Below are 20,059 nucleotides of genomic sequence, written 5' to 3' on the forward strand. Positions count from 1 at the left end.
TTATTTACTTGCTTTCATTGCTTTATCTTTTGCACCAAAAGTGTATTTTAACATTGGTGGTGTAATCATTGTAGTTAAAATAACGACAATAACGATTGCTGTAAAGTAATCTTGTGCCAATAGACCTGAAGAAAGTCCTGTTCCTGCGATGATAAGTGCAACTTCACCACGAGAAACCATTCCAGCACCGATAATTGCAGAAGACTTAGCGTCAAATCCAGTCATTCGAGCACCGAATCCACAGCCGATTAATTTCGTTAATACAGCGATAACAGTTAATGCTAAGATGAACCAAATTTGATTGCCGATACCGTCAAATGTAATATTCATACCGATACTAACGAAGAATACGGGAACGAACATAGCGTAAGCAATTGGTTCTACTTTCTTTTCTACTTCATGTTTGTAGTTTGTTTGAGAAATTGCAATACCAGCAGCGAAAGCACCGATAATACCAGCAATTCCTAATAATTCGCCGAAATATGCGAATGAGAAACAGATGATAAGAGCCGCGCTCACGATAGACTCAGATACGCGCAGTGGTGATAACCAGCGCATAATCGCAGGAACACCTTTCCATCCGATTAAAATAATAGAAGCGAAGAATACTACTTTCTTCAAGATAACCATTGTTAAGTTAACATCATCAGTACCTAAGAAGCTCATTGCAAATGCTAATAAAATAACAACAAGAATGTCATCAAACACAGCGGCTCCAAGCATCGTCGTACTTTCACGTGTTTTCATTTTACCTAAATCACGAAGTGTTTGTACGGAAATACTAACACTTGTCGCACATAGAAGTAATCCTAAGAATACGGCGTTTCCTTGTTCCATTCCCATCACAAGACCGGAAACGTAACCACCTACGAATGGAAGAATGATACCTCCGAGTGCAACTGCTAAAGAAGAATTACGATTTGCGTTTAATTCTTCTAAGTCTGTTTCAAGTCCAGCCATAAACATTAAAAGAATAACCCCGACATTACTTAATTGAGTTAGAAGCTCTGAATTTTCAATCCAACCTAATACAGCTGGACCGATAACGATACCGACAATTAATTTACCTAGTACAGAAGGTTGACCTAATCTAACACTAAGATCACCAGCAAGCTTTGTACTTAATAAAATAAGTGCAATTTGAAAGAAAAATTCGAATTCCATCTGATCCTCTCCTCGTCATTTTTAATTTTATCATACGATTTCTCGGAATTTGCCTAATGAAAATATGTAAAACCCATTAAACAAAAGGGTCTGATTACAAGTTCTTTTGAACTTGTAATTTGAACCTGTAATTAATATATAATAAAATTTATTAAAAATCAATGAAAAAATAGCAGATTTTCATGATGGAATTTGATTTAGGTATGAAGGGAATGTCTATATAATAAGAAGAAATAAGGCAATATTTTTAATGAATTGGAGAAGGAAACATGTTATTAAATAAACGCTTTACAATTGGAGAAATGGCAAAAATGCATAATATCGCAGAATCTACATTGAGGTATTATGATGAAAAAGGAATTTTTCATCCGTCCATTGTTGATCCTCAAACGAATTATCGTTATTATACAATCGATCAATTTTCACTGTTAGATACGATTAAATTTTTACGCCAGTTAAATATTCCGTTAAAGGAAATTAAGAAATATATTGATGAAAGAAATCCAACATACGCACTCAATTTACTGGAAAAACAACAAGAAATGATGCTGAAGAAACAAAGAGAAATTGAATATGCCTTAGCAAAAATGGAACATAGAATTCATTTAATAAAGAAGGCGACGAAAGCGGAAACCGATCGAATACTTATTAAAAAAATACCAAAAAGAAAAATAACAGCGATTGCAGTGGCGCCGAATACGACAGATGATATGTTTGATTATTATATCCATTCGCTTCAAAAAAATATGAAGCAAATGGATGATAGTCTATTTTCAGGAGATATAGGTGTGACAATTTCCAAAAAAGCATTCATGCAAAAGGAGTTTCAAGCATATAGCAGCGTATTTATTCTTTTGGATTATATGCCTTATCAAGTATATAGTTCAGATTCAATTAAAGCTGGTATGTTTGCGTGCGCTTATCATCATGGATCATATGAAGAAACAGGTGAAACATATAAGAAATTAATGGAATACATTGATCAAGAAGGATACGAAATAAGTGGAGATTCGATTGAGATTGGATTAATTGATTGGTCTGTAACAGAAAATCCAGAGGAGCAAGTAACAGAAATTCAAATTCCAGTAATGAAAAAATAGAGTGTAGGACTTCTATTAATTACAAACCTGCATCAATTCCGATAATTAAATTTCCTATTTTTTTAATTCTCTCTTGACCTTCAAGTTACTTGAAGGTTTAAACTGTGAACAGAGCGTTGAAAAAGGAGCATAATAGTATGGAAGCAACAGAAAAATTAAGAGAAAAACCAGTTAAAAGTTTATTTATTTCTTATTTAATACCAGCCGTTCTAGGAATGGTATTAATGTCAGTGAATATTGTAATTGACGCGATTATGATTAGTAGAGGAGTTGGGGCGAACGGTTTAGCAGGAGTAAACGTGGCTATTCCAGCGTTTTCGATTTTCTTCTCTATTTCATTATGGATCGGGATGGGCGGGGCAACGTTATATTCCATTGCATTAGGTGAAAATAAACGAGAAAGAGCAAGGTCTATTTTTACTCAATCCATGACGGTAGCAGTTGTTATCGTAGGTGTTTTAGCGGCTATTTGTTTATGGAGAATAGAAGATTTAGCGTACTTATTTGGTGCAAATGAAGTGATTTTACCATATGCGTTAGACTATTTACACGTATTACTAACATTTGGAATGATATACGTTTTAGAAAATATTTTAAGTACATTTATACGAAATGATGGAAATCCTAATTTAGCAATGGCTGGTCTTGTTGTAACAGCTGTATTAAATATACTGTTTGACTATATCTTTATTTTTATCTTTGGATGGGGCGTAACAGGTGCTGCTTCAGCGACTATTCTTTCAGCAGCGATTGGTTTCCTTGTATTATTAACTCATTTCTTTAGAAAAAGTAGCATTTTAAAATGGACGAAATTCCATTTTGAATGGGATACTGTCAAACAAATTATGGTGATTGGTTTCCCAAGTTTTACAGCAGAAAGCACAGTTGCAATCGTAACGATTGGTTTTAATATCGCATTTGTTCAATATGCAGGAGAAGTAGGAGTAGCTTCCTATGCGATGGTGAATAGTATTCATGCAATGACATTACTATTATTCTTCGGTGTTGGAGCAGCATTGCAACCAATTGCTAGTTTCCATTACGGGGCAAATTTATCAGAGAGACTTCGTGAAGGATTGAAGTTTGCTGTGAAAATTGCAGTTGTCCTCGGAGGCGTTGCGATAATTGTCGGATTATTCTTCGGGAAATATATCATTGGTTTATTTGATGTTCAATCTCCAGAATTATTGGAGTTAACATTAACGGGTATTAGCTTATTCTTTATTCAATACGTATTTTTAGGCTATAACATTGTGTATGGAGAGTACTTCCAATCAGTGCGACAAACGAAGAAATCAGTACTTATTATAATGAGCCGAGGATTACTATTTATCATTCCATTGTTATGGATTATGCCGAAATTATTTGGGATAAACGGAATTTGGCTCGTTATGCCAGTTGCTGAAGTAATGACAGCAATTATCGTATTTACGATGAATCGTATGAAACATCCTGTTCCATTAAATATGGCAGGAGAGAAAGAAGCGATATGATGAAGAAAATCCCCTTAAGCAATTAAGGGGATTTTTTTATTCCTTTAAACTAATCGCAAAAGATCCATCCGTTTCTTGAACAGAAGCGAAAGCAACGTTTTTAATATTTGTAATTCCTTTTTCTTTTAATTCTTTATATAACCATTTTTCATCTTTATGGATTAACTTTAAGTTATCGTATTGAATTTGTGAATCGACGATAAGTGCAATTGGTAATCCAGCATACTTAACATCTATGTTTAAATCTTTTGGAGTTAATGGTACAAGTTCTCTTTTTGGTAAAATACTAATAGCTCCGTTCGCTTCTAAAATGGCGTATTCAATTTCATGAACACTCGGATATCCTGCAACGCGAAGATTAGAAAGTAGTTCGGCAATGGGATATCTACTTTTTTGTAAGTTCTCAAAAATAATATCACCATGTTTAATTAAAATGATAGGGTGTCCGAGAATAAAACGATTTAGTTTGTTGAATAGGCTTAATTTTGTAAGGAGTAAATGTAAACATGTAATAACAACCATACCGAGAAATGCTTGTAAAGCACCAGAGACGGGTATGGCCTGGAAAGCTAAATAAGATAAAAAGATTATAGCCCCAAAATCATGAGGAGTTAGTTGTGCTAACGCGGATTTACCGAGTAACTTAAGCGATAGTAAAAATAAGATGAAAAAGAACGACACGTTACATAAAAAGAGAAGCAATAGAGACACTCCTTCGTGTAAAGTTGTACTTACTATTCCCGAAAGTAATATAAATATTACCTTTCAGAGGATAATTTAGGGTTTATTGGAATTTGTCTGTATACAAACAAATAAATGGATATTATCATGAAGGAAGTAAAAGAAAATAGGAGTATATGAGTATGAGAAAGAAGAAAATAATAAAGTGCATTTTAGTTGTTATAATGATTTGCGCCGTATATGCGGGGTTTTTACAATATCACATTTATAAGCATGGACATATGAATGCAAGTGACGATGCTGAGTACATAATTGTACTAGGATCGAAAGTAAATGGAACGAAACCATCTTATTCATTGCAATATCGTATTGATAAAGCAGCTGAATATTTAAAATCACATGAGAAAACAATCGCTATCGTATCTGGAGGACAAGGAAAAGGTGAAGACATTTCAGAAGCATTAGCAATGAAACAAGGACTAATAAAACAAAACATCACAGAAGACCGTATTATAATGGAGGACAAATCTACGAGTACAGATGAGAATATTACATTCTCAAAACCGTTAATTCCAGCCGATATGAAAAAAGGTATGATCGTAACAAACGATTTTCATATGTTTAGAGCGAAAAAAATAGCTGCCAAACAAGGTTTACAATTAGAAGGTCTTCCGGCAAAAACACCGAAACCAATCATCATTCCATCGAATGTACGAGAATATTTAGCCATTACACAGTATTGGTTTATGAATCGAATATAGTGAAAGTGATCCCGTCTGAAACTTCAGACGGGATTTAATTTGAGAAAAATCTTACAAATATGTCACGTTAGTGAAAGGTAAAGCGATAGTTTCTAGAATGATTTCCTGACATAATGAAAGTAACAAAAACTATTTAGAGGTGAATCGGATGAAAGGAAATAATATTTTATCTTCGTTATGTTACTTTAGTATCTTTTTTGCACCATTTTTACTACCGATTATCGTGTACTTTGTTGCAGAAGATGAAGTGAAGTATCACGCGAAAAAAGCATTTTGGTCACATGTTTTCCCATACGCAATCTTATTTGGAGGACTAGCAGTATCAGGCATGTACAGTTTAGGTTTTAATCAATCTGACGGTGCTGGAATTGGAATGATTATCACATATGCAGTGTTCATTCTTGTAGGAATTTACTACTTCATTTGGAATATCGTAAAAGGTATTAAAGTGTTGAAAACGGCGTAATAAGACAATTGTAATTTCATTTACCGTATTCATAGACGTTTTAAAAAAAGAGCAATTCAAAAAAGAATTGCTCTTTTTGTGCTTATAAGTTGTGAATATTGAAAAAGATGTGTTAATTTTTCATTATGAAGAGAAAAAGGAGTGATTTTCATGAATGAGATAATACATAAGATAGAGCAACACGTTTCAGTTCGTAAATATAAAGAAGAATCAATTCCGAAAGATGTAGTAGAAAAAATGGTGCACGCTGCACAGCATGCGGCTTCATCACATTTTGTACAGGCGTATTCTGTCATATATGTAACAAATCAGGAATTAAAGGCTAAATTAGCAGAGCTATCCGGAAATCGCCATGTGAAAGACTGCGCAGCATTCTTTGTTTGTTGTGCAGATTTAAAACGACTTGAAATTGCATGTGAAAAACATGGTACAGAGATAAAGCATGAAGGGGTGGAAGACTTTATCGTTGCGACGGTAGATGCTTCACTTTTTGCGCAAAACTTAGCGTTAGCAGCAGAGTCATTAGGATACGGTATTTGTTATATTGGTGGTATTCGTAATAATCCGAGAGAAGTGAGCGAATTGCTTCATTTACCAGATAAAGTATATCCTGTATTCGGAATGACAGTCGGTGTACCAGATGAAGAACATGGAGTTAAACCACGCTTACCGGTAGCAGCGGTTCTTCATGAAAATGGATATGATGAACAAAAATATGATGAATTATTAAACGAATATGATGAAACGATGAGCGCGTATTACAAAGAAAGATCATCAAATCAAAAAAAAGTAACATGGACGGAATCCATGAGTTCGTTTATGTCTAAAGAAAAAAGAATGCATATGAAAGAGTTTTTAAGTGAAAAAGGATTAAATAAGAAGTGAGTAAAGAGGCAAACCTGTGATGCGGGTTTGCCTTTTTTGAAAGGAGAAATACCTAAGATCAGAAAGTTGTCTATTCTTTCTGATCTTAGGTATTTCGTTTGTTATCATATATATAGAAATAAAAGTTAATAAATTTTTACAAAAGTGATAGAAAATGAGAATGAAATACCAATAGTAAGTAAAGGCAGCTGCTAAAGGGGAACTGAGGAAGGAAGATGCATATGATTTTCGATTCTGAAGAGGATTTAATTATAGCTATGAAAAAACATGATCAAGATGCTTTGAAAGAAGTGATTGATCAATATGGAAAATTAATTTTGTACATTATTCATAAATCATTAAGTACCCCTACTGAAAAACAATATGTGGATGATTGTTATAACGATGTATTTACTGTTATTTGGTTTAATATCGACCAATTTGATACAGAAAAGGGAAACTTAAAATCTTGGATGATTGGTATTACTAAATTGAAGGCATTGGAATATAAAAAGAAAGTATATAAAGAGAATAAAATCGATAAGGACGTAGAAATAGATACAAGTGTCCATGATAGGTATGAAATAGAACAAGAAGAAGAGATTATGGAAATTGTTCAAGATTTAAATAAGAAAGATCGATATATCTTTTTAAAGAGGTATATTGATGGATATTCCATTGACGATATTGCAAAAGAATTAAAAGTAACGGCAGATTATATATACAATCGAATTTCTCGTGGGAAGAAAAAACTTCAAAAACTGTGGAAAGGGAGTGTGTAATATGGATAAAAGATTATTATCGATGTTAAATGAGCTCCAATATTCAGAGGAAGAAATTACACGTTTAGAGAAAGAAGCAAATGAGTCTATCAATATAGATAAGTATTATGTAAGAAATGGAGAGTTACTAAAAAAATTAACTTTACAAATGTTAGAAGAGTCAATTCGAAGTGAATTACAAGTTGATGAAGAAATTAAGAAGGAACTGTTAGTAGACGAAGGGTATATGACAAATAATAAAGTCATACCAAATATATATTACGTAGGAGCTACTTTCTATTATTATCTCGTTTTAACAAATAAAAGAGTGATTATGAAAGGATTAGATTGCTATTTTAAAAAGACACATGAACATAGCATGCCAATAGAGGATATACAATCCATTTCGCAACATAAAAAAATGAAAAATGTCTTTGAGATTAAATATAATAACACTCATATACAATTTGGAAGTATTAAGTATGCACGTGAAGTTGCAATGATAGTTATGGAGTTAAAAAAGCGCGGAGTAAAAGTAGAAAAGTATACAGATTTTGAAAAAGGGTTTTTCTTATTTTTTAATATATTTGTGATAGTAAGTGCAGGTCTTTGTTTTATAAAATATTTAATGTAAAAAGCGGCATAATAGCCGCTTTTTATCGTTTTATCACGCTATTTTCCGGGCAGTAAGAACCCCATCTCAAAATTCAGGGGAAGTAAAGAAGTTAGGTGGGGATGAACAAAACCCCCACTGATTAAAGTTACACTTTATTTAGTATTTTGATTTGAAATATTGGTCTTATGAAAGAACGATGATTGCTAATTGTAAACTGCCAATAAGGTCATTTAAGTTTTGATATGGAATACCCCGCCGGAAAATAGAGCAATAATTTCGTTTGAACATATCTGTTATTGTACGATTTAAAGCACCTTCTATAACAAGTTCAAACTTTCAATAAGAAGATACCCCCCTGTACAACTTAAAAGAATGTACGTAAATATTTTGAAAATCCGTTGATTAATCCATTTAAAAATAATTTGTCCTATAAACAAACCTAAAAAGACAATTGGAATGGCATAAAAACTTGATTCCCAAATGGTTTTGTTTGTGCCAGTAAAGAGTATTTGGGTTACTAGACTAATGAAATATATAAACAGATAAAAAGCTAATGTAGTTGCTCTTAACTTCTTTTTTTCAGTATTAGTTCCTGTAAAATAAAGTAATAGGGGAGGACCTGGCATACCGATACTGGTCGTTAAAAGGCCAGATAATCCGCCAACTATGAAATCTCTAGATTGTGTTGATCTAACCTTAACGTTGCATATTAGCAATAATGTTAATAGTAAGAGTAGGATGCTAACTGCTAATTTAAAAATGTTTATGTTAACGGAAATGAAGATTAAAATGCCAAAAGGAACACCAACTATACTCCCAAAAATAAACCTTTTCAGTAGAACAAAATCAACGTCCATTCTTATTTTCCAAATGAGTGAAATGGAGATAATTAAAGATAAAATAATGTTTATTTGTATAGCTTCTTGTGGTAGAAATAACATAAGTAAGAAAGGGGTTGCCATTATGGAAAAGCCAAAACCTGTACTTGCTTGCAGAATAGAAGCCACTAATATAATACATACGAAAATGAATGTGATACCCAAAACAGCCCTCCTATTTAATTCAGTTTAACTAGTTAAAGTCTATTATTTAAGTGCAATATTTCACAAACTTGTTTATATTTTAACATAAATATCTAGTTTTTTCTCAAATAGTGTTGCCATATAAGGCTCTTTAACTAAAAAATCCGACTTACATTTTTAAACAATTTTATTATTGGGAAACAAATAATGAATAGGATCAAAATTTATTGATTATCATTAAATTATTCACTGAGATCCCCGCGATAAAACAAGAACAGCCATATAAAACTTACCAAAATACAGCATGTAGCTAATAAACTGCCAATCATTTGAGGAGAAAGAATTTCTAACAGCCCTCCTGTAAAAAACATCGATAACTGAATAAGAGATCCGTAAATAGAATAATGGAATGAAAAAACTTTACCTATCATATTTTCGTGTGTGTAAGTTTGAAGTAATGTCGTATCAAGTGGAACGATGATTCCTCCTGCTATACGCATACAGAATAAAGTAATGATACCGATAATAAGTTGATCGGATAGAATGAATCCGAGAAAGAAAATTCCTTGTAATAAGTAGGCCCAACCGAATACTTTTTTCATTTTTTCTTTATTATGGGATATATAAAGATTAACGAGAAGGCTTCCTATCATAAGCCCAGCCCCTTGAACCGTATATAAAATCCCAATGTTCGTATGGAAAATTTTTTCGGCATAGATCGTTAGAAGTAGTTGATAAGCGCCTCCAATAATCCCCCATGAAATGCCGACAAGAATTAATGTTAAAATGATTTTTGTTTGTAATATGTATGTATAACCACCTTTTATATCAGTGAAAAATGCTTTGTTCTTGTTACAAGTATCATGAGCAGGAATACTCATATTATAAATAAAATAGGCTGAAAGAAAGTATGATAGGCTATTTACTAAAAAAGCGAACTCAATATGTAAAGATTGTGCAATTACTCCGCCCAAAGAAGCCCCCATAATAGACATAAAACCATTAATTGTACTAGAAAGAGAGTTAGCAGTTACGAAATGATTTTGGTGTACGATATTTTTTAAGGTTGCTTGTTTAGCCGGTTCAAATAAACAAGCAAGTACAGATAAACATATATTAGCAATGAAAATAATCTCAATTTTATAGCCTGCGAGTAAGTATGTAAGGACTAGAATTCCCCGTGTAATATCGGTAAAAATCAAAATATTCTTTTTAGAGAAACGATCTACAATTCCGCCTATGAATGGACTAAGAAGAAGCTGTGGTAAACTTTTACTTATAAAAGTAAGTGCGATCATAATCGGCGATTCCGTTATGCTGTAGACAAATGTTAATAAAGCTACCGTATGGAACCAATCTCCAAGTACACTTAATGTTTGCCCATAAAATAGTTTATTGAAGTTTTTATTTGTTTTAAGAAGTGTGGAATAAGAAACCGACATAAATAGATTACTCCTTATGTAATGACGATGTTTGAATTTGTTCTTTCCACTTACTTAAATACACTTTTTCCGCTGTAGGAAGTCCAACAGGTAATTGTGCAATCAATTCTAAACTATTTCCATCAGGGTCGTTAAAGTATACGGCTGCATGTGCTAATTCCGGAAAAACAATCGGTTCAATTGGTTCCATTCCAAAGTCTTTTCGTGCTGAAATTCCTTTTTGATTTAGCCAATGAATCGCATTTTCTAAATCATGTAAACTTACTTGAAAGGCGATATGTCGTAAAGAGGGGTGATAATTCACTTTGTATTCTGTGCCTTCCCAAAGGCCGAGCCAACTCTCATTTTCTTTAATCCAAAAGAAAGCAATATTATCTCCTCGTTTATATAATTTTAGCCCTAGTGATTCATAAAAAGGTATTGATACTTTTAAGTTGCGGACAGGTAAATGTGCTTCGTAAAGACCTCTAATCATTGTAATCCCCCTTAGTAAAAATGTTTCTTATTCCATAGTAAACAATATGTTGCTAGTTGAAATCGCAAATAAGAGGGATATAAATTCATACGAAAGTATGAAAAAAACAGCTCAAATATGAGCTGTTTTTCTATAGTTTTTAGTTCATTTGTCAAGGATAGGATATATTAATATCCGTATCCGCCGCCACCCCAACAGCTACATCCGATGATGATTAGAAGGATGAATAGTACGATAAGCAAAGCAAATCCACCGCCGAAACCAGCGCAACTTCCACCATAACTCATATGTTTTCCTCCTTTTTAGTAAGTTAATCTATATGGTTCATGGACTACTATATACAGTATGTTTTTTGTATAGAAAACGAGCCAGTCTCATTTATAATTAGACAAATGCCTGTAGATTCATTAGGATTGTATGTTAGTGATTTGTAAATAAACCTTTACATGATTCGTAATTTAGGCATAGAAAAATAAAAAATTGTAAAAAAAACCATTTTTTTATTTTTTTATGAGAGAATATGTACTATAATTTTACAAGTAATATTATGGGAAAAGGGAGTTTTAGTATAGAGATGGAGATGGGACAATTACAAAATAAAATAGAAAACAAAAAGAAAGAATTAATTCAACTTGTTGCGAGACACGGATTGGATCATGATAAAGTTTTGTTATTTAGTCGTGATTTAGATATACTAATTAATAAGTTTATGAATATAAAAGACAAAGTGCATAAATAAAAAATTTATAGTTTTTTATATTAAGATGTTTCACAGAAAGGAGAGGACAGTAATTGGAACATTTACAGGAAGAATTGTATAAACAAATAAAAGAAGAAAAAGGTACAGTTACAATTTTCTTAAAGAGTGGCGTTAGAATAGTAGGAGAAGTTGTTGGAGTAGATAAATTTACAGTTTTAATTTTAGTGGATGGAAAACAACAGCTTATTTATAAGCAGGCTATATCAACAATAATGAAATAAGACACTCTTGTTGAGTGTCTTATTTCATTATTGCTTGCATGCCTCAACATCAATGCCGGCAGCAATTAACTTCTTTTCTCCATCTTGTTCAATAATTTTTTGTAATTTAGATAGGAAAGAATCAAAGTTTGTATGCTTTGCTACTTGGAATGTCATTTTATGTTCAATTGGTAGCCACGTATCAATATCAGCTTCGTTATGCTGGATTTTCACCTCAAGTTTATCGAGTGCATTAGCAACTTTTGCTTCGTACGTTTCTTTTGCTTCAAACTCCATCCATAAGTCATATAATTCCTCACCGAGAGAACCTTTTAACGTTTGTTTAATATTTAAAATAGCTTCTAGTTCATTTTTTTGTTTTTGTAGCTGTAATTCGTGACTATTCATCGTATCAAATGCAGGGATATCACCAGCTTCGGCTTCGACTAGGTCGTGAATAATAACCATTTTAAGTAATTTCTCAATATTTACTTTTTGATCCAAATAAGGTTCAACTAAAATGGCCATTAGAGACATACGCCATGTATGTTCGGCAACACTTTCTTGACGTCCGTTGGAAAGCCAGCTATGTCGCATTTCATATTTTAGTTTTTCTGCTAATGCAATGACTTGTAAAATGTTGTGTTCCATCGTGAGCCTCCTTATGTTTTTATACCATAATTCTAATATAGAAATGAAATGTGTCAATTTCATGAGTATATTGCGATAAACAGATGATAAGCGTATAATACATGTTATATGTGAAAACGTATTATTAAAATAAAAAAATGTTATATGAAAATGGAAAGGAAAGGGCAGAAATATGGGAGAAAAAAATCAAGTATTAGCTAGACCACAAAGAAGAAAAAGGAAGTTTGATATTTCTAGCCCAGTGGGCATTATAGTAGGTTTCATCATAGTGATAGCGGCGATTATGCTTGGCGGCGGTGGAATAAAAGCTTTCAAAAACTTTTTAGATATTTCATCTATTTTAATTGTCATAGGGGGAACAACAGCGACAATTGTTGTGGCATATCGATTTGGAGAAATAAAAAAATATACGAAAAGTATTTTCACTGTTTTACATAGAAGAGAAGAAGATTTAGAACAGTTAACGGATTTGTTTGTTGATTTTTCAAAAAAGTCTAAAAAGAACGGTTTGCTTTCTTTAGAGGTTGATGGAGAGCAAGTAGACAATCCTTTTATTCAAAAAGGAATTCGATTAATGTTAAGCGGTTACGATGAAGATGAATTAAAAGAAGTGTTATTGAAAGATATTGAAACGGAAGTGTATGAGTTAAGAAAAGGAGCGGCATTATTAGATAAAATTGGTGATTTTGCTCCAGCTTGGGGAATGATTGGTACGTTAATCGGTCTTATCATTATGCTCCAAAACTTACAAGATACATCGCAAATTGGTACAGGGATGGCAGTTGCGATGTTAACGACATTATATGGGTCTGTACTTGCGAATATGATTGCAATCCCTCTGTCGGAAAAAGTATACCGTGGTATTGAAGATTTATATACAGAGAAGAAGTTTGTAATAGAAGCAATTTCAGAATTGTATCGCGGACAAATCCCTTCTAAATTAAAGTTGAAACTGGATACATACGTATACGAAACAAAGGTAAAAAAGGTAAAAGGAGCAGCCTAATATTTCAAGGAGTGGTATGATGAGTAAAAGACCGCAAAAGGGATCGCCTCGTTGGATGACGACTTTTACAGATTTAACGATGTTATTATTAACTTTCTTCGTATTACTAGTTGCTACATCAAAGCAAGATGCAGTAAAATTGTCAAAGATGCTTGAAAAGTTTAGTGATACGGGGCAAGTAGATGCAAAAGTAATGGAAAATACAATACCAGATATTTCACATGAAAAAAATGATGAAAAAATGATCTCAAAAAAGAGAATGGATGAATTATATAAGAAGTTGAAAGCGTATGTAGATAATAACGGTATTAGTCAAGTGAATGTATATCGAGAGGATACAGGGGTAAGCGTCGTTATAGTAGATAATTTAATATTTGATACAGGCGATGCGAACGTTAAGCCCGAAGCGAAAGGGATAATAAGTCAATTAGTTGGATTTTTCCAATCCGTACCTAACCCAATTGTTGTAGAGGGGCATACAGATAGTAGACCTATTCATAACGAGAAATTCCCTTCTAATTGGGAGTTATCTTCAGCACGAGCGGCAAATATGATTCACCATTTAATTGAAGTGTATAATGTGGATGATAAAAGGCTAGCTGCGGTAGGATATGCAGACACAAAGCCAATTGTACCAAATGATTCACCGCAAAACTGGGAAAAAAACCGTCGCGTTGTTATTTATATAAAAGAGTAGTATATTATTATTTTAATAATAAAATAATAAAAATACGAAAATTCTTTTAAAAAAATATTAAATTTTATCATTTTATTTTGTATAATGAGTGAGAATGATAAGGTGAAATATTAAGATATATTTATACATAGAAGGAGAGAATTAAAAAGAATGGCACATAAAATTTTAGTAGTAGACGATGCGATGTTTATGCGAACGATGATTAAAAACTTATTAAAAAGTAATGCTGAATTTGAAGTTATCGGCGAAGCAGAGAATGGGGTAGAAGCAATTCAAAAATATAAAGAACTTCAACCTGATATTGTAACATTAGATATTACTATGCCAGAAATGGACGGGCTTGAAGCATTAAAAGAAATTATTAAAATTGATTCAAGTGCAAAGGTTGTTATTTGTTCTGCAATGGGACAACAAGGTATGGTATTAGATGCAATTAAGGGCGGGGCAAAAGACTTTATTGTAAAGCCATTCCAAGCGGATCGTGTAATTGAAGCTTTAACAAAAGTAGCAAATAGTTAATATAGAAGGGGTGCCACAAGGAATCAAAACAGTGATAGCGGATCGACGTGTGGCCCCCTTTTTTCTCATTATAAAACACTAAATTGTTATACATAAATGAAATGTTTGTTAGACAGGTAGGGGATAAAAATGCAAACAGATCTATTAAATATATTTTTCGAAGAGTCAGAAGAACATTTACAGTCGCTAAATGAAAATGTGCTAGTGTTAGAGCAAAATCCTGCTGATATGGATGTTGTAGGAGAAATATTCCGCTCCGCTCATACATTCAAAGGTATGTCTGCGAGTATGGAATTTACAGAGATGGCTGATTTAACGCATAAGATGGAAAATGTGTTAGATGAAATTCGTCATGGAAATATAGTTGTAAATGCGGATATTATTGATGTGATTTTTGAGTGCATTGATAATTTGGAGAAGATGGTTGCAGATGTGCAACAAGGTGGAATGGGCAATATTGATGTAGTCTCAACTAAACAGAAATTAGAAGCATTATTGAACGGAAATGTAGAAACTCCTACGGAACATGTAGAGCAAAATCATATAGACAACGATGATGCAGTTTCACATGAAGTGCATATAACAGTTGAACAGCAAGCAATTTTAAAAGCAGTACGTGCCATTATGTGTATTGAAGCATTGCAGAATGTAGGGAATATACAAAAAACAGCTCCGAGTATTGAAGAAATTGAAGCAGATGCTTTCGGATTTGAATTTACAGTATTTATGGATACTGATTGTAGTATAGAAGAATTGAAACAAGTAGTACTTCATGTTTCTGAAATTGAGAAAGTGGAAGTAAAGCAAGGAGAACCTATATCGAGGGAAGTAGCTTCTAAAAAAGTTGTTACACAAGAAGTTGTGCAAGTAGAAGAAATGCTACAACCAGCTGTGGCTACGCAGGTAGAATCACCGATAGTGGCAACGAATCAACCTACAAGTGCTATGCCAGCTAAAAGTACTACAAAAACGAAAAATGCTAAAGTGGAGAATCGTTCAATTCGTGTTCAATTAGAGAAAATCGAAAGATTAATGAATATGTTTGAAGAAAGTGTAATTGAACGTGGGCGCATTGATGAATTGGCTCAAACGATTCAAAACAAGGAGTTAATTGAACATTTAAATCGATTAGGCGATATTTCAAAAGATATTCAAAACGTACTATTAAATATGCGTATGGTGCCGATTGAAACTGTGTTCAATCGTTTCCCACGTATGGTACGTATGTTAGCGAAAGATTTAGGGAAAAAAATCGATTTACAAATTACAGGTGAAGATACTGAAGTAGATAAAATTGTTATTGATGAAATCGGTGATCCGCTCGTTCATTTAATTCGAAATGCAATCGATCATGGTGTTGAAACTGTTGAAAAACGACGTGATGCAGGTAAAAATGAGACAGGCACTATTAAATTAGAAGCCTTTCATAGTGGAAATCATGTCGTTATTCAAATTACGGATGATGGAAACGGTATTAATAAAGGGAAAGTATTAGAAAAAGCGATAAAAAATGGCGTTGTAACTGAAGCAGATGCAAATAGATTAACAGATCGTGAAGTGTTTGATCTTATTTTCCAACCAGGATTTAGTACAGCTGAAGTTGTATCAGATCTTTCTGGACGCGGTGTCGGATTAGATGTTGTAAAACATACGATTCATAGTTTAGGTGGACATTTAATCATTGATTCTGAGGAAGGAAAGGGAAGTACATTTAGAATTGAACTTCCGTTAACGTTGTCTATTATTCAATCTATGCTTGTTCAAACGAATGATAAGCGCTATGCTTTACCTCTTGGAAATATCGTTGAAGCAATTCGAATTAAGAGAGAAGACATCCAATCCTTACAAGGGAAAGATGTGTTAAATTATCGTAATCAAATTATTGAAGTGAAACATTTAAGTACTGTATTTGGTGAAAAAACAGTAGATGAGGCGTTTGCGTCATATGATGGTCAAATGGTTCCTGTGTTAATTGTTCGTAATACACATCGCAGCTATGGACTTATTGTAAACACAATTATCGGTCAAAGAGAAATAGTCTTAAAGTCATTAGGTGACTTCTTTGCAGAGAGTTCTAACTATTTCTCTGGTGCGACGATTCTCGGTGATGGACGAGTGGTCCTCATTTTAAACCCAGAAGGTTTATAATAGGAATGAAGGAAAGCTCCCCACTTGTATACAATTGGGGAGCTTTTTGGCTAATCGTTACCAATCTAATAATGGGAATACATACATATTAACGTTTTATATAATAAGTTTGCTAAAATCAAATGAGAGTTTATATTATTTGATAGAAAAACAGAAATGAGGAGGCAGGGAAAATGCCTGAGCAACACACAAAAGGGGATACGAGCACGATTGTGCTAGAAAAAGAAAATGAGCATTTAACGCCTCAAGAATGCGATATTCTTGGCGAAATTGCAAATATATCATTTGGTTCAGCTTCGACTGTATTATCAACGATTTTAAATAGGCAAGTAAGCATTACTGCTCCTCGCATAGAGTTGGTAGATTTATATGATTCAAGAGATGTCGAAGTTCCACATGTTGTATTAAACATTCATTTTACAAAAGGATTAGATATGGAAAACCTTCTTGTTCTTAAACAAGATGTTGCATTGTCCATTGCTGATTTAATGATGATGGGAACAGGTGAAGTGGAGGATGGAAAAGAACTTGGTGAATTAGAACTAAGTGCTGTACAAGAAGCGATGAATCAAATGATGGGATTCGCAGCTACATCTATGTCGGAATTCTTCCAAGATACAGTAGATATGTCTCCGCCGACGATTAATGTTGTAAAGTTATCAGAAGAAATGGAGAAAATCTCTGAAATCGATGGGAATCATACGATTGTTAAAGTGTCGTTTGATTTAAAGATAGATAATCTTGTAAACTCTAAACTTGTACAAATTGTTTCAGTTGAGCATGCGAAACAAATGGTAAATAAATTAATGCAATTATCTGGTGGAGTAGAAGAAAAAGACGAGCCAGCAGAAGTAGTGGAAACTGAGATTGTAGAAGAAGTTGAAAAAGAGCATTTAACACAAGAAGAGAAAGATGTGCTTGGTGAAATTGCAAATATTTCAATTGGTTCCGCTTCAACAGTATTGTCAACGCTTTTAAATCAGCCAGTTACAATTAGTACACCAAATGTGGAAGCAATCAATGTTCGTCATTATGATGGAGTACCAGTGCCATTTGTTATTTTAAATGTTGACTTTGTTGAAGGGCTAAAGAATGAGAATGTATTCGTATTTACGAAAGATGTCGCCTTAACAATGGTAGATTTAATGATGATGGGAACAGGGGAAGTTGATCCGGAAAAAGAGCTTACTGAATTAGAACTGAGCGGTATTAAAGAAATTATGAACCAAATGATGGGTCACGCTGCTACGGCGATGTCAGAAATGTTCCAAGAAAAAATGGACATGACGCCGCCAAATGTTAAATTTGTAACGTTAAAAGAAGAAATGGAGTATTTGGGAGAGTCAATGGAAGTGGACGAACTCGTTCAAATTACGTTCAATCTTGAAATTGGCGATCTGCTTCAATCGAAAATGTATCAAATTTTGCCGATTTCTGAAGCGAAAGAAATGGTAAGGCGACTTCTGTATCCGATGGTGGAAGAAGAAGAGATTGCAACAGAAGAAATTGAAGAAGAAAAAATTGTAGAACCAGTTGTGCAACCAATTGAATTTAAAGAAGTAAAACAAATGGAACCAGTATATATGGACACGTCCATTCTACAAAATGTAGAAATGAACGTGAAATTTGTATTTGGAAGTACAGTGAAAACAATTCAAGATATATTAAGTTTACAAGAAAATGAAGCAGTTGTACTAGATGAGGATATTGATGAACCGATTCGTATTTATGTAAATGATGTATTAGTGGCGTATGGTGAACTTGTAAATGTAGATGGATTTTTCGGAGTAAAAGTGACGAAATCACTATAAGGCATTGAAATAGGAGTTTGAACTAGTAGATGAAAAACGTAAAGTTTTTTCTAATGAGTTGGCTATGCATACATGTGTGCTTGTTCTTCCCCTTGCAAAGTCAGGCTGAGGAACAAATTGAGCCAGATCAAAAAATAAATGAAGTGAATGTACAAGAAGAAAATAAGGAATCTCAAGAACCGCCAGAGCAAGTGGAAACGAAACAAGATGAAGAGAAACAAAAAGAAGAGAAACAAAAAGAAGCAGAACAACAAGAAGTAGCAAATAAACAATTGAGTGAAAGAAAGATAGAAACGGAACAGGGAATTATTACGATAAATAAGCCGGAGCTTAAAGTTGGCGAAGAAGTGCGGATTGCTGTAGAACCAAATGGGAAAAACATTCAAAGTATGAAAGGTATATTGCAGTTACAAAAAAATGGCGAGCAATATGCGCAAGAAAGAATGTTATCTTTTGAGTATGATGAAGAAACGAAGAGCTGGGTTGCTAACTATAAAGCAGGGGATTTTGATTTGCAAGGTGATTGGAATCTTCAGCTCGTTCAAAGTTACAAAGAGAATGAGAAAGAAGAGCTCGTAAAAAATGAAGTGAAAGTCCCGCTCATTCGGATTAAAAATGAAACGCCAACTATAGATAAAGAATTGCCAAAGTTACAGAAAGTTACTATTGATGAAGTAAAAGAGAACTTAGTTGAACGAAAACAGGGAGATTCTATACATCTACGAGTAAAAGCGTCAGATATAGAATCGGTTGTAAAAGAAGTGCGCGTTACATTAAAAGGGAAAGAAAATAAAGAGCTTTCGTTTTTATTAGACTACAACAAGCATGATATGGATTGGCAAAAAGTATTTGAAATAACAGAAGCATTGCCGGCTGGTCCATATGAATTACTTGTAGAGATAATAGATGCAGCAGGTAATAAACTTGTTGAGAAAAGTGAATATATCATTTCTGTTTTGGCACCAAAAAACGAAGATGATAAAAAGATAGAAGAGAAAGAGAAAGAAGATAAATTAGATAATAAACTAGAAAATGAATTAGAAGATAAGAAAGAAAATGAGAAACAAGAAGATTCGAAAGTCAAAAACCCGCTTCCAGAAGAAAATTTGCCAGTTGTTCAAATTCCGAAGCAAGATGAGATAGTAAATAAGTTTATAAAAGAACCGTTGAAAGAGAAAGAGGAATTTACTTACGTTATAAAAGAGCCGTTCGAAGACAACAAGGAAGTACATAACGGGAAGAACCAAAAAGAGAAAAATAACAAACAAGTTGCCTCTAAAAAGAAAGAACAAAAAGAAGAACCGAAAGTCAAGAAAGAAGAAAAAGGTGAACAGGGAGTGCAAGCTTCTGATGTGTTTACTATCATGTCAGGTTTATTCGTACTGTTTTTAGTTTTAAAGAGTAATAAAGAATGGGGCTAAT

General features: G+C 33.4%; 22 protein-coding genes. 15 read left to right on the plus strand and 7 right to left on the minus strand.

Annotated elements, in window-relative coordinates; all coding sequences use genetic code 11:
* Positions 1-1,164, minus strand: a complete 1,164-nt coding sequence (locus N2V79_RS08315) for a cation:proton antiporter (protein WP_000393901.1) — start codon at positions 1,162-1,164, stop codon at positions 1-3.
* Between the two features lie 269 nt (positions 1,165-1,433).
* On the opposite strand from N2V79_RS08315, the gene N2V79_RS08320 reads away from it, so the two are divergent.
* Complete coding sequence (locus N2V79_RS08320; RefSeq protein WP_053564856.1) at positions 1,434-2,264, plus strand: MerR family transcriptional regulator; 831 nt, start codon at positions 1,434-1,436, stop codon at positions 2,262-2,264.
* 137 nt (positions 2,265-2,401) lie between these two features.
* Positions 2,402-3,757, plus strand: a complete 1,356-nt coding sequence (locus N2V79_RS08325; RefSeq protein WP_053564855.1) for an MATE family efflux transporter — start codon at positions 2,402-2,404, stop codon at positions 3,755-3,757.
* A gap of 36 nt (positions 3,758-3,793) precedes the next feature.
* On the opposite strand, the gene N2V79_RS08330 is transcribed toward N2V79_RS08325, so the two are convergent.
* Complete coding sequence (locus tag N2V79_RS08330; RefSeq protein ID WP_000923922.1) at positions 3,794-4,459, minus strand: DUF421 domain-containing protein; 666 nt, start codon at positions 4,457-4,459, stop codon at positions 3,794-3,796.
* Positions 4,460-4,620: 161 nt separating this feature from the next.
* Here N2V79_RS08330 and N2V79_RS08335 point away from each other — a divergent pair, with 161 nt between their 5' ends.
* The 5 genes from N2V79_RS08335 to N2V79_RS08355 all read left to right on the plus strand — a co-directional run bounded on the left by N2V79_RS08335 (position 4,621) and on the right by N2V79_RS08355 (position 7,924).
* Entirely contained in the window at positions 4,621-5,199 is a 579-nt protein-coding gene (locus N2V79_RS08335) for a YdcF family protein (RefSeq protein ID WP_053564854.1), read from the plus strand.
* 148 nt (positions 5,200-5,347) lie between these two features.
* Complete coding sequence (locus N2V79_RS08340; RefSeq protein WP_053564853.1) at positions 5,348-5,665, plus strand: DUF4870 domain-containing protein; 318 nt, start codon at positions 5,348-5,350, stop codon at positions 5,663-5,665.
* 150 nt (positions 5,666-5,815) lie between these two features.
* Entirely contained in the window at positions 5,816-6,550 is a 735-nt protein-coding gene (gene nfsA, locus N2V79_RS08345) for an oxygen-insensitive NADPH nitroreductase (protein WP_001002380.1), read from the plus strand.
* Between the two features lie 215 nt (positions 6,551-6,765).
* Positions 6,766-7,311, plus strand: a complete 546-nt coding sequence (locus tag N2V79_RS08350; protein WP_003274080.1) for a sigma-70 family RNA polymerase sigma factor — start codon at positions 6,766-6,768, stop codon at positions 7,309-7,311.
* 1 nt (position 7,312) lies between these two features.
* On the plus strand, positions 7,313-7,924 hold the full coding sequence (locus N2V79_RS08355; RefSeq protein WP_016082198.1) for a PH domain-containing protein: 612 nt from the start codon (positions 7,313-7,315) through the stop codon (positions 7,922-7,924).
* 299 nt (positions 7,925-8,223) lie between these two features.
* Here N2V79_RS08355 and N2V79_RS08360 read toward each other — a convergent pair whose 3' ends face one another.
* The 4 genes from N2V79_RS08360 to N2V79_RS08375 form a co-directional block, all read right to left on the minus strand.
* Positions 8,224-8,949 carry a sulfite exporter TauE/SafE family protein gene (locus N2V79_RS08360; RefSeq protein WP_016082197.1) on the minus strand — a complete coding sequence of 242 codons (726 nt, stop codon included), beginning with the start codon at positions 8,947-8,949 and terminating at the stop codon, positions 8,224-8,226.
* 221 nt (positions 8,950-9,170) lie between these two features.
* On the minus strand, positions 9,171-10,370 hold the full coding sequence (locus tag N2V79_RS08365) for an MFS transporter (RefSeq protein ID WP_069355331.1): 1,200 nt from the start codon (positions 10,368-10,370) through the stop codon (positions 9,171-9,173).
* Positions 10,371-10,377: 7 nt separating this feature from the next.
* Positions 10,378-10,845: a VOC family protein gene (locus N2V79_RS08370; RefSeq protein ID WP_053564850.1), complete on the minus strand. Its 468-nt coding sequence runs from the start codon at positions 10,843-10,845 to the stop codon at positions 10,378-10,380.
* A gap of 167 nt (positions 10,846-11,012) precedes the next feature.
* Positions 11,013-11,132, minus strand: coding sequence for a YjcZ family sporulation protein (locus tag N2V79_RS08375; RefSeq protein WP_000120179.1), 120 nt, complete (start codon positions 11,130-11,132; stop codon positions 11,013-11,015).
* 233 nt (positions 11,133-11,365) lie between these two features.
* Here N2V79_RS08375 and N2V79_RS08380 point away from each other — a divergent pair, with 233 nt between their 5' ends.
* Together N2V79_RS08380 and hfq are read left to right on the plus strand one after the other, a co-directional pair.
* Entirely contained in the window at positions 11,366-11,584 is a 219-nt protein-coding gene (locus N2V79_RS08380) for an aspartyl-phosphate phosphatase Spo0E family protein (protein ID WP_000291691.1), read from the plus strand.
* Between the two features lie 53 nt (positions 11,585-11,637).
* A complete protein-coding gene (hfq, locus tag N2V79_RS08385; protein WP_000400665.1) occupies positions 11,638-11,826 on the plus strand; it encodes an RNA chaperone Hfq in 189 nt (62 codons plus the stop codon).
* 27 nt (positions 11,827-11,853) lie between these two features.
* On the opposite strand, the gene N2V79_RS08390 is transcribed toward hfq, so the two are convergent.
* Positions 11,854-12,456, minus strand: coding sequence for an HD domain-containing protein (locus N2V79_RS08390; RefSeq protein ID WP_000400762.1), 603 nt, complete (start codon positions 12,454-12,456; stop codon positions 11,854-11,856).
* 172 nt (positions 12,457-12,628) lie between these two features.
* On the opposite strand from N2V79_RS08390, the gene N2V79_RS08395 reads away from it, so the two are divergent.
* From N2V79_RS08395 to N2V79_RS08420, 6 genes are all read left to right on the plus strand, one after another.
* Positions 12,629-13,462 carry a flagellar motor protein MotP gene (locus N2V79_RS08395; protein WP_000504186.1) on the plus strand — a complete coding sequence of 278 codons (834 nt, stop codon included), beginning with the start codon at positions 12,629-12,631 and terminating at the stop codon, positions 13,460-13,462.
* A 19-nt stretch (positions 13,463-13,481) separates the two neighbouring features.
* Positions 13,482-14,159, plus strand: a complete 678-nt coding sequence (locus tag N2V79_RS08400; protein WP_053564849.1) for an OmpA family protein — start codon at positions 13,482-13,484, stop codon at positions 14,157-14,159.
* A gap of 150 nt (positions 14,160-14,309) precedes the next feature.
* Entirely contained in the window at positions 14,310-14,678 is a 369-nt protein-coding gene (locus tag N2V79_RS08405; protein WP_000940568.1) for a response regulator, read from the plus strand.
* Between the two features lie 129 nt (positions 14,679-14,807).
* Complete coding sequence (locus tag N2V79_RS08410) at positions 14,808-16,826, plus strand: chemotaxis protein CheA (protein ID WP_069355332.1); 2,019 nt, start codon at positions 14,808-14,810, stop codon at positions 16,824-16,826.
* Between the two features lie 173 nt (positions 16,827-16,999).
* A complete protein-coding gene (locus N2V79_RS08415) occupies positions 17,000-18,637 on the plus strand; it encodes a flagellar motor switch protein (RefSeq protein ID WP_001115016.1) in 1,638 nt (545 codons plus the stop codon).
* A gap of 29 nt (positions 18,638-18,666) precedes the next feature.
* Positions 18,667-20,058 (plus strand): transglycosylase, encoded by a 1,392-nt coding sequence (locus tag N2V79_RS08420; RefSeq protein WP_340719770.1) that lies wholly within the window; start codon positions 18,667-18,669, stop codon positions 20,056-20,058.
* The last annotated feature ends 1 nt before the right edge of the window (position 20,059 follow it).

This window comes from Bacillus sp. CH_70, assembly GCF_038007045.1.
Taxonomy (GTDB): domain Bacteria; phylum Bacillota; class Bacilli; order Bacillales; family Bacillaceae_G; genus Bacillus_A; species Bacillus_A cereus.

Excerpts from the sequence above, each read along its gene's own strand:
- N2V79_RS08380 (WP_000291691.1), top strand. The coding sequence starts at position 11,366 with ATGTACTATAATTTTACAAGTAATATTATGGGAAAAGGGAGTTTTAGT.
- N2V79_RS08395 (WP_000504186.1), top strand. The coding sequence starts at position 12,629 with ATGGGAGAAAAAAATCAAGTATTAGCTAGACCACAAAGAAGAAAAAGG.
- N2V79_RS08350 (WP_003274080.1), top strand. The coding sequence starts at position 6,766 with ATGCATATGATTTTCGATTCTGAAGAGGATTTAATTATAGCTATGAAA.
- N2V79_RS08400 (WP_053564849.1), top strand. The coding sequence starts at position 13,482 with ATGAGTAAAAGACCGCAAAAGGGATCGCCTCGTTGGATGACGACTTTT.
- N2V79_RS08325 (WP_053564855.1), top strand. The coding sequence starts at position 2,402 with ATGGAAGCAACAGAAAAATTAAGAGAAAAACCAGTTAAAAGTTTATTT.
- nfsA (WP_001002380.1), top strand. The coding sequence starts at position 5,816 with ATGAATGAGATAATACATAAGATAGAGCAACACGTTTCAGTTCGTAAA.
- N2V79_RS08370 (WP_053564850.1), bottom strand. The coding sequence starts at position 10,845 with ATGATTAGAGGTCTTTACGAAGCACATTTACCTGTCCGCAACTTAAAA.
- N2V79_RS08415 (WP_001115016.1), top strand. The coding sequence starts at position 17,000 with ATGCCTGAGCAACACACAAAAGGGGATACGAGCACGATTGTGCTAGAA.
- N2V79_RS08340 (WP_053564853.1), top strand. The coding sequence starts at position 5,348 with ATGAAAGGAAATAATATTTTATCTTCGTTATGTTACTTTAGTATCTTT.
- N2V79_RS08410 (WP_069355332.1), top strand. The coding sequence starts at position 14,808 with ATGCAAACAGATCTATTAAATATATTTTTCGAAGAGTCAGAAGAACAT.
- N2V79_RS08335 (WP_053564854.1), top strand. The coding sequence starts at position 4,621 with ATGAGAAAGAAGAAAATAATAAAGTGCATTTTAGTTGTTATAATGATT.
- N2V79_RS08405 (WP_000940568.1), top strand. The coding sequence starts at position 14,310 with ATGGCACATAAAATTTTAGTAGTAGACGATGCGATGTTTATGCGAACG.
- N2V79_RS08390 (WP_000400762.1), bottom strand. The coding sequence starts at position 12,456 with ATGGAACACAACATTTTACAAGTCATTGCATTAGCAGAAAAACTAAAA.
- N2V79_RS08365 (WP_069355331.1), bottom strand. The coding sequence starts at position 10,370 with ATGTCGGTTTCTTATTCCACACTTCTTAAAACAAATAAAAACTTCAAT.
- N2V79_RS08355 (WP_016082198.1), top strand. The coding sequence starts at position 7,313 with ATGGATAAAAGATTATTATCGATGTTAAATGAGCTCCAATATTCAGAG.
- N2V79_RS08315 (WP_000393901.1), bottom strand. The coding sequence starts at position 1,164 with ATGGAATTCGAATTTTTCTTTCAAATTGCACTTATTTTATTAAGTACA.
- N2V79_RS08320 (WP_053564856.1), top strand. The coding sequence starts at position 1,434 with ATGTTATTAAATAAACGCTTTACAATTGGAGAAATGGCAAAAATGCAT.
- N2V79_RS08375 (WP_000120179.1), bottom strand. The coding sequence starts at position 11,132 with ATGAGTTATGGTGGAAGTTGCGCTGGTTTCGGCGGTGGATTTGCTTTG.
- N2V79_RS08420 (WP_340719770.1), top strand. The coding sequence starts at position 18,667 with ATGAAAAACGTAAAGTTTTTTCTAATGAGTTGGCTATGCATACATGTG.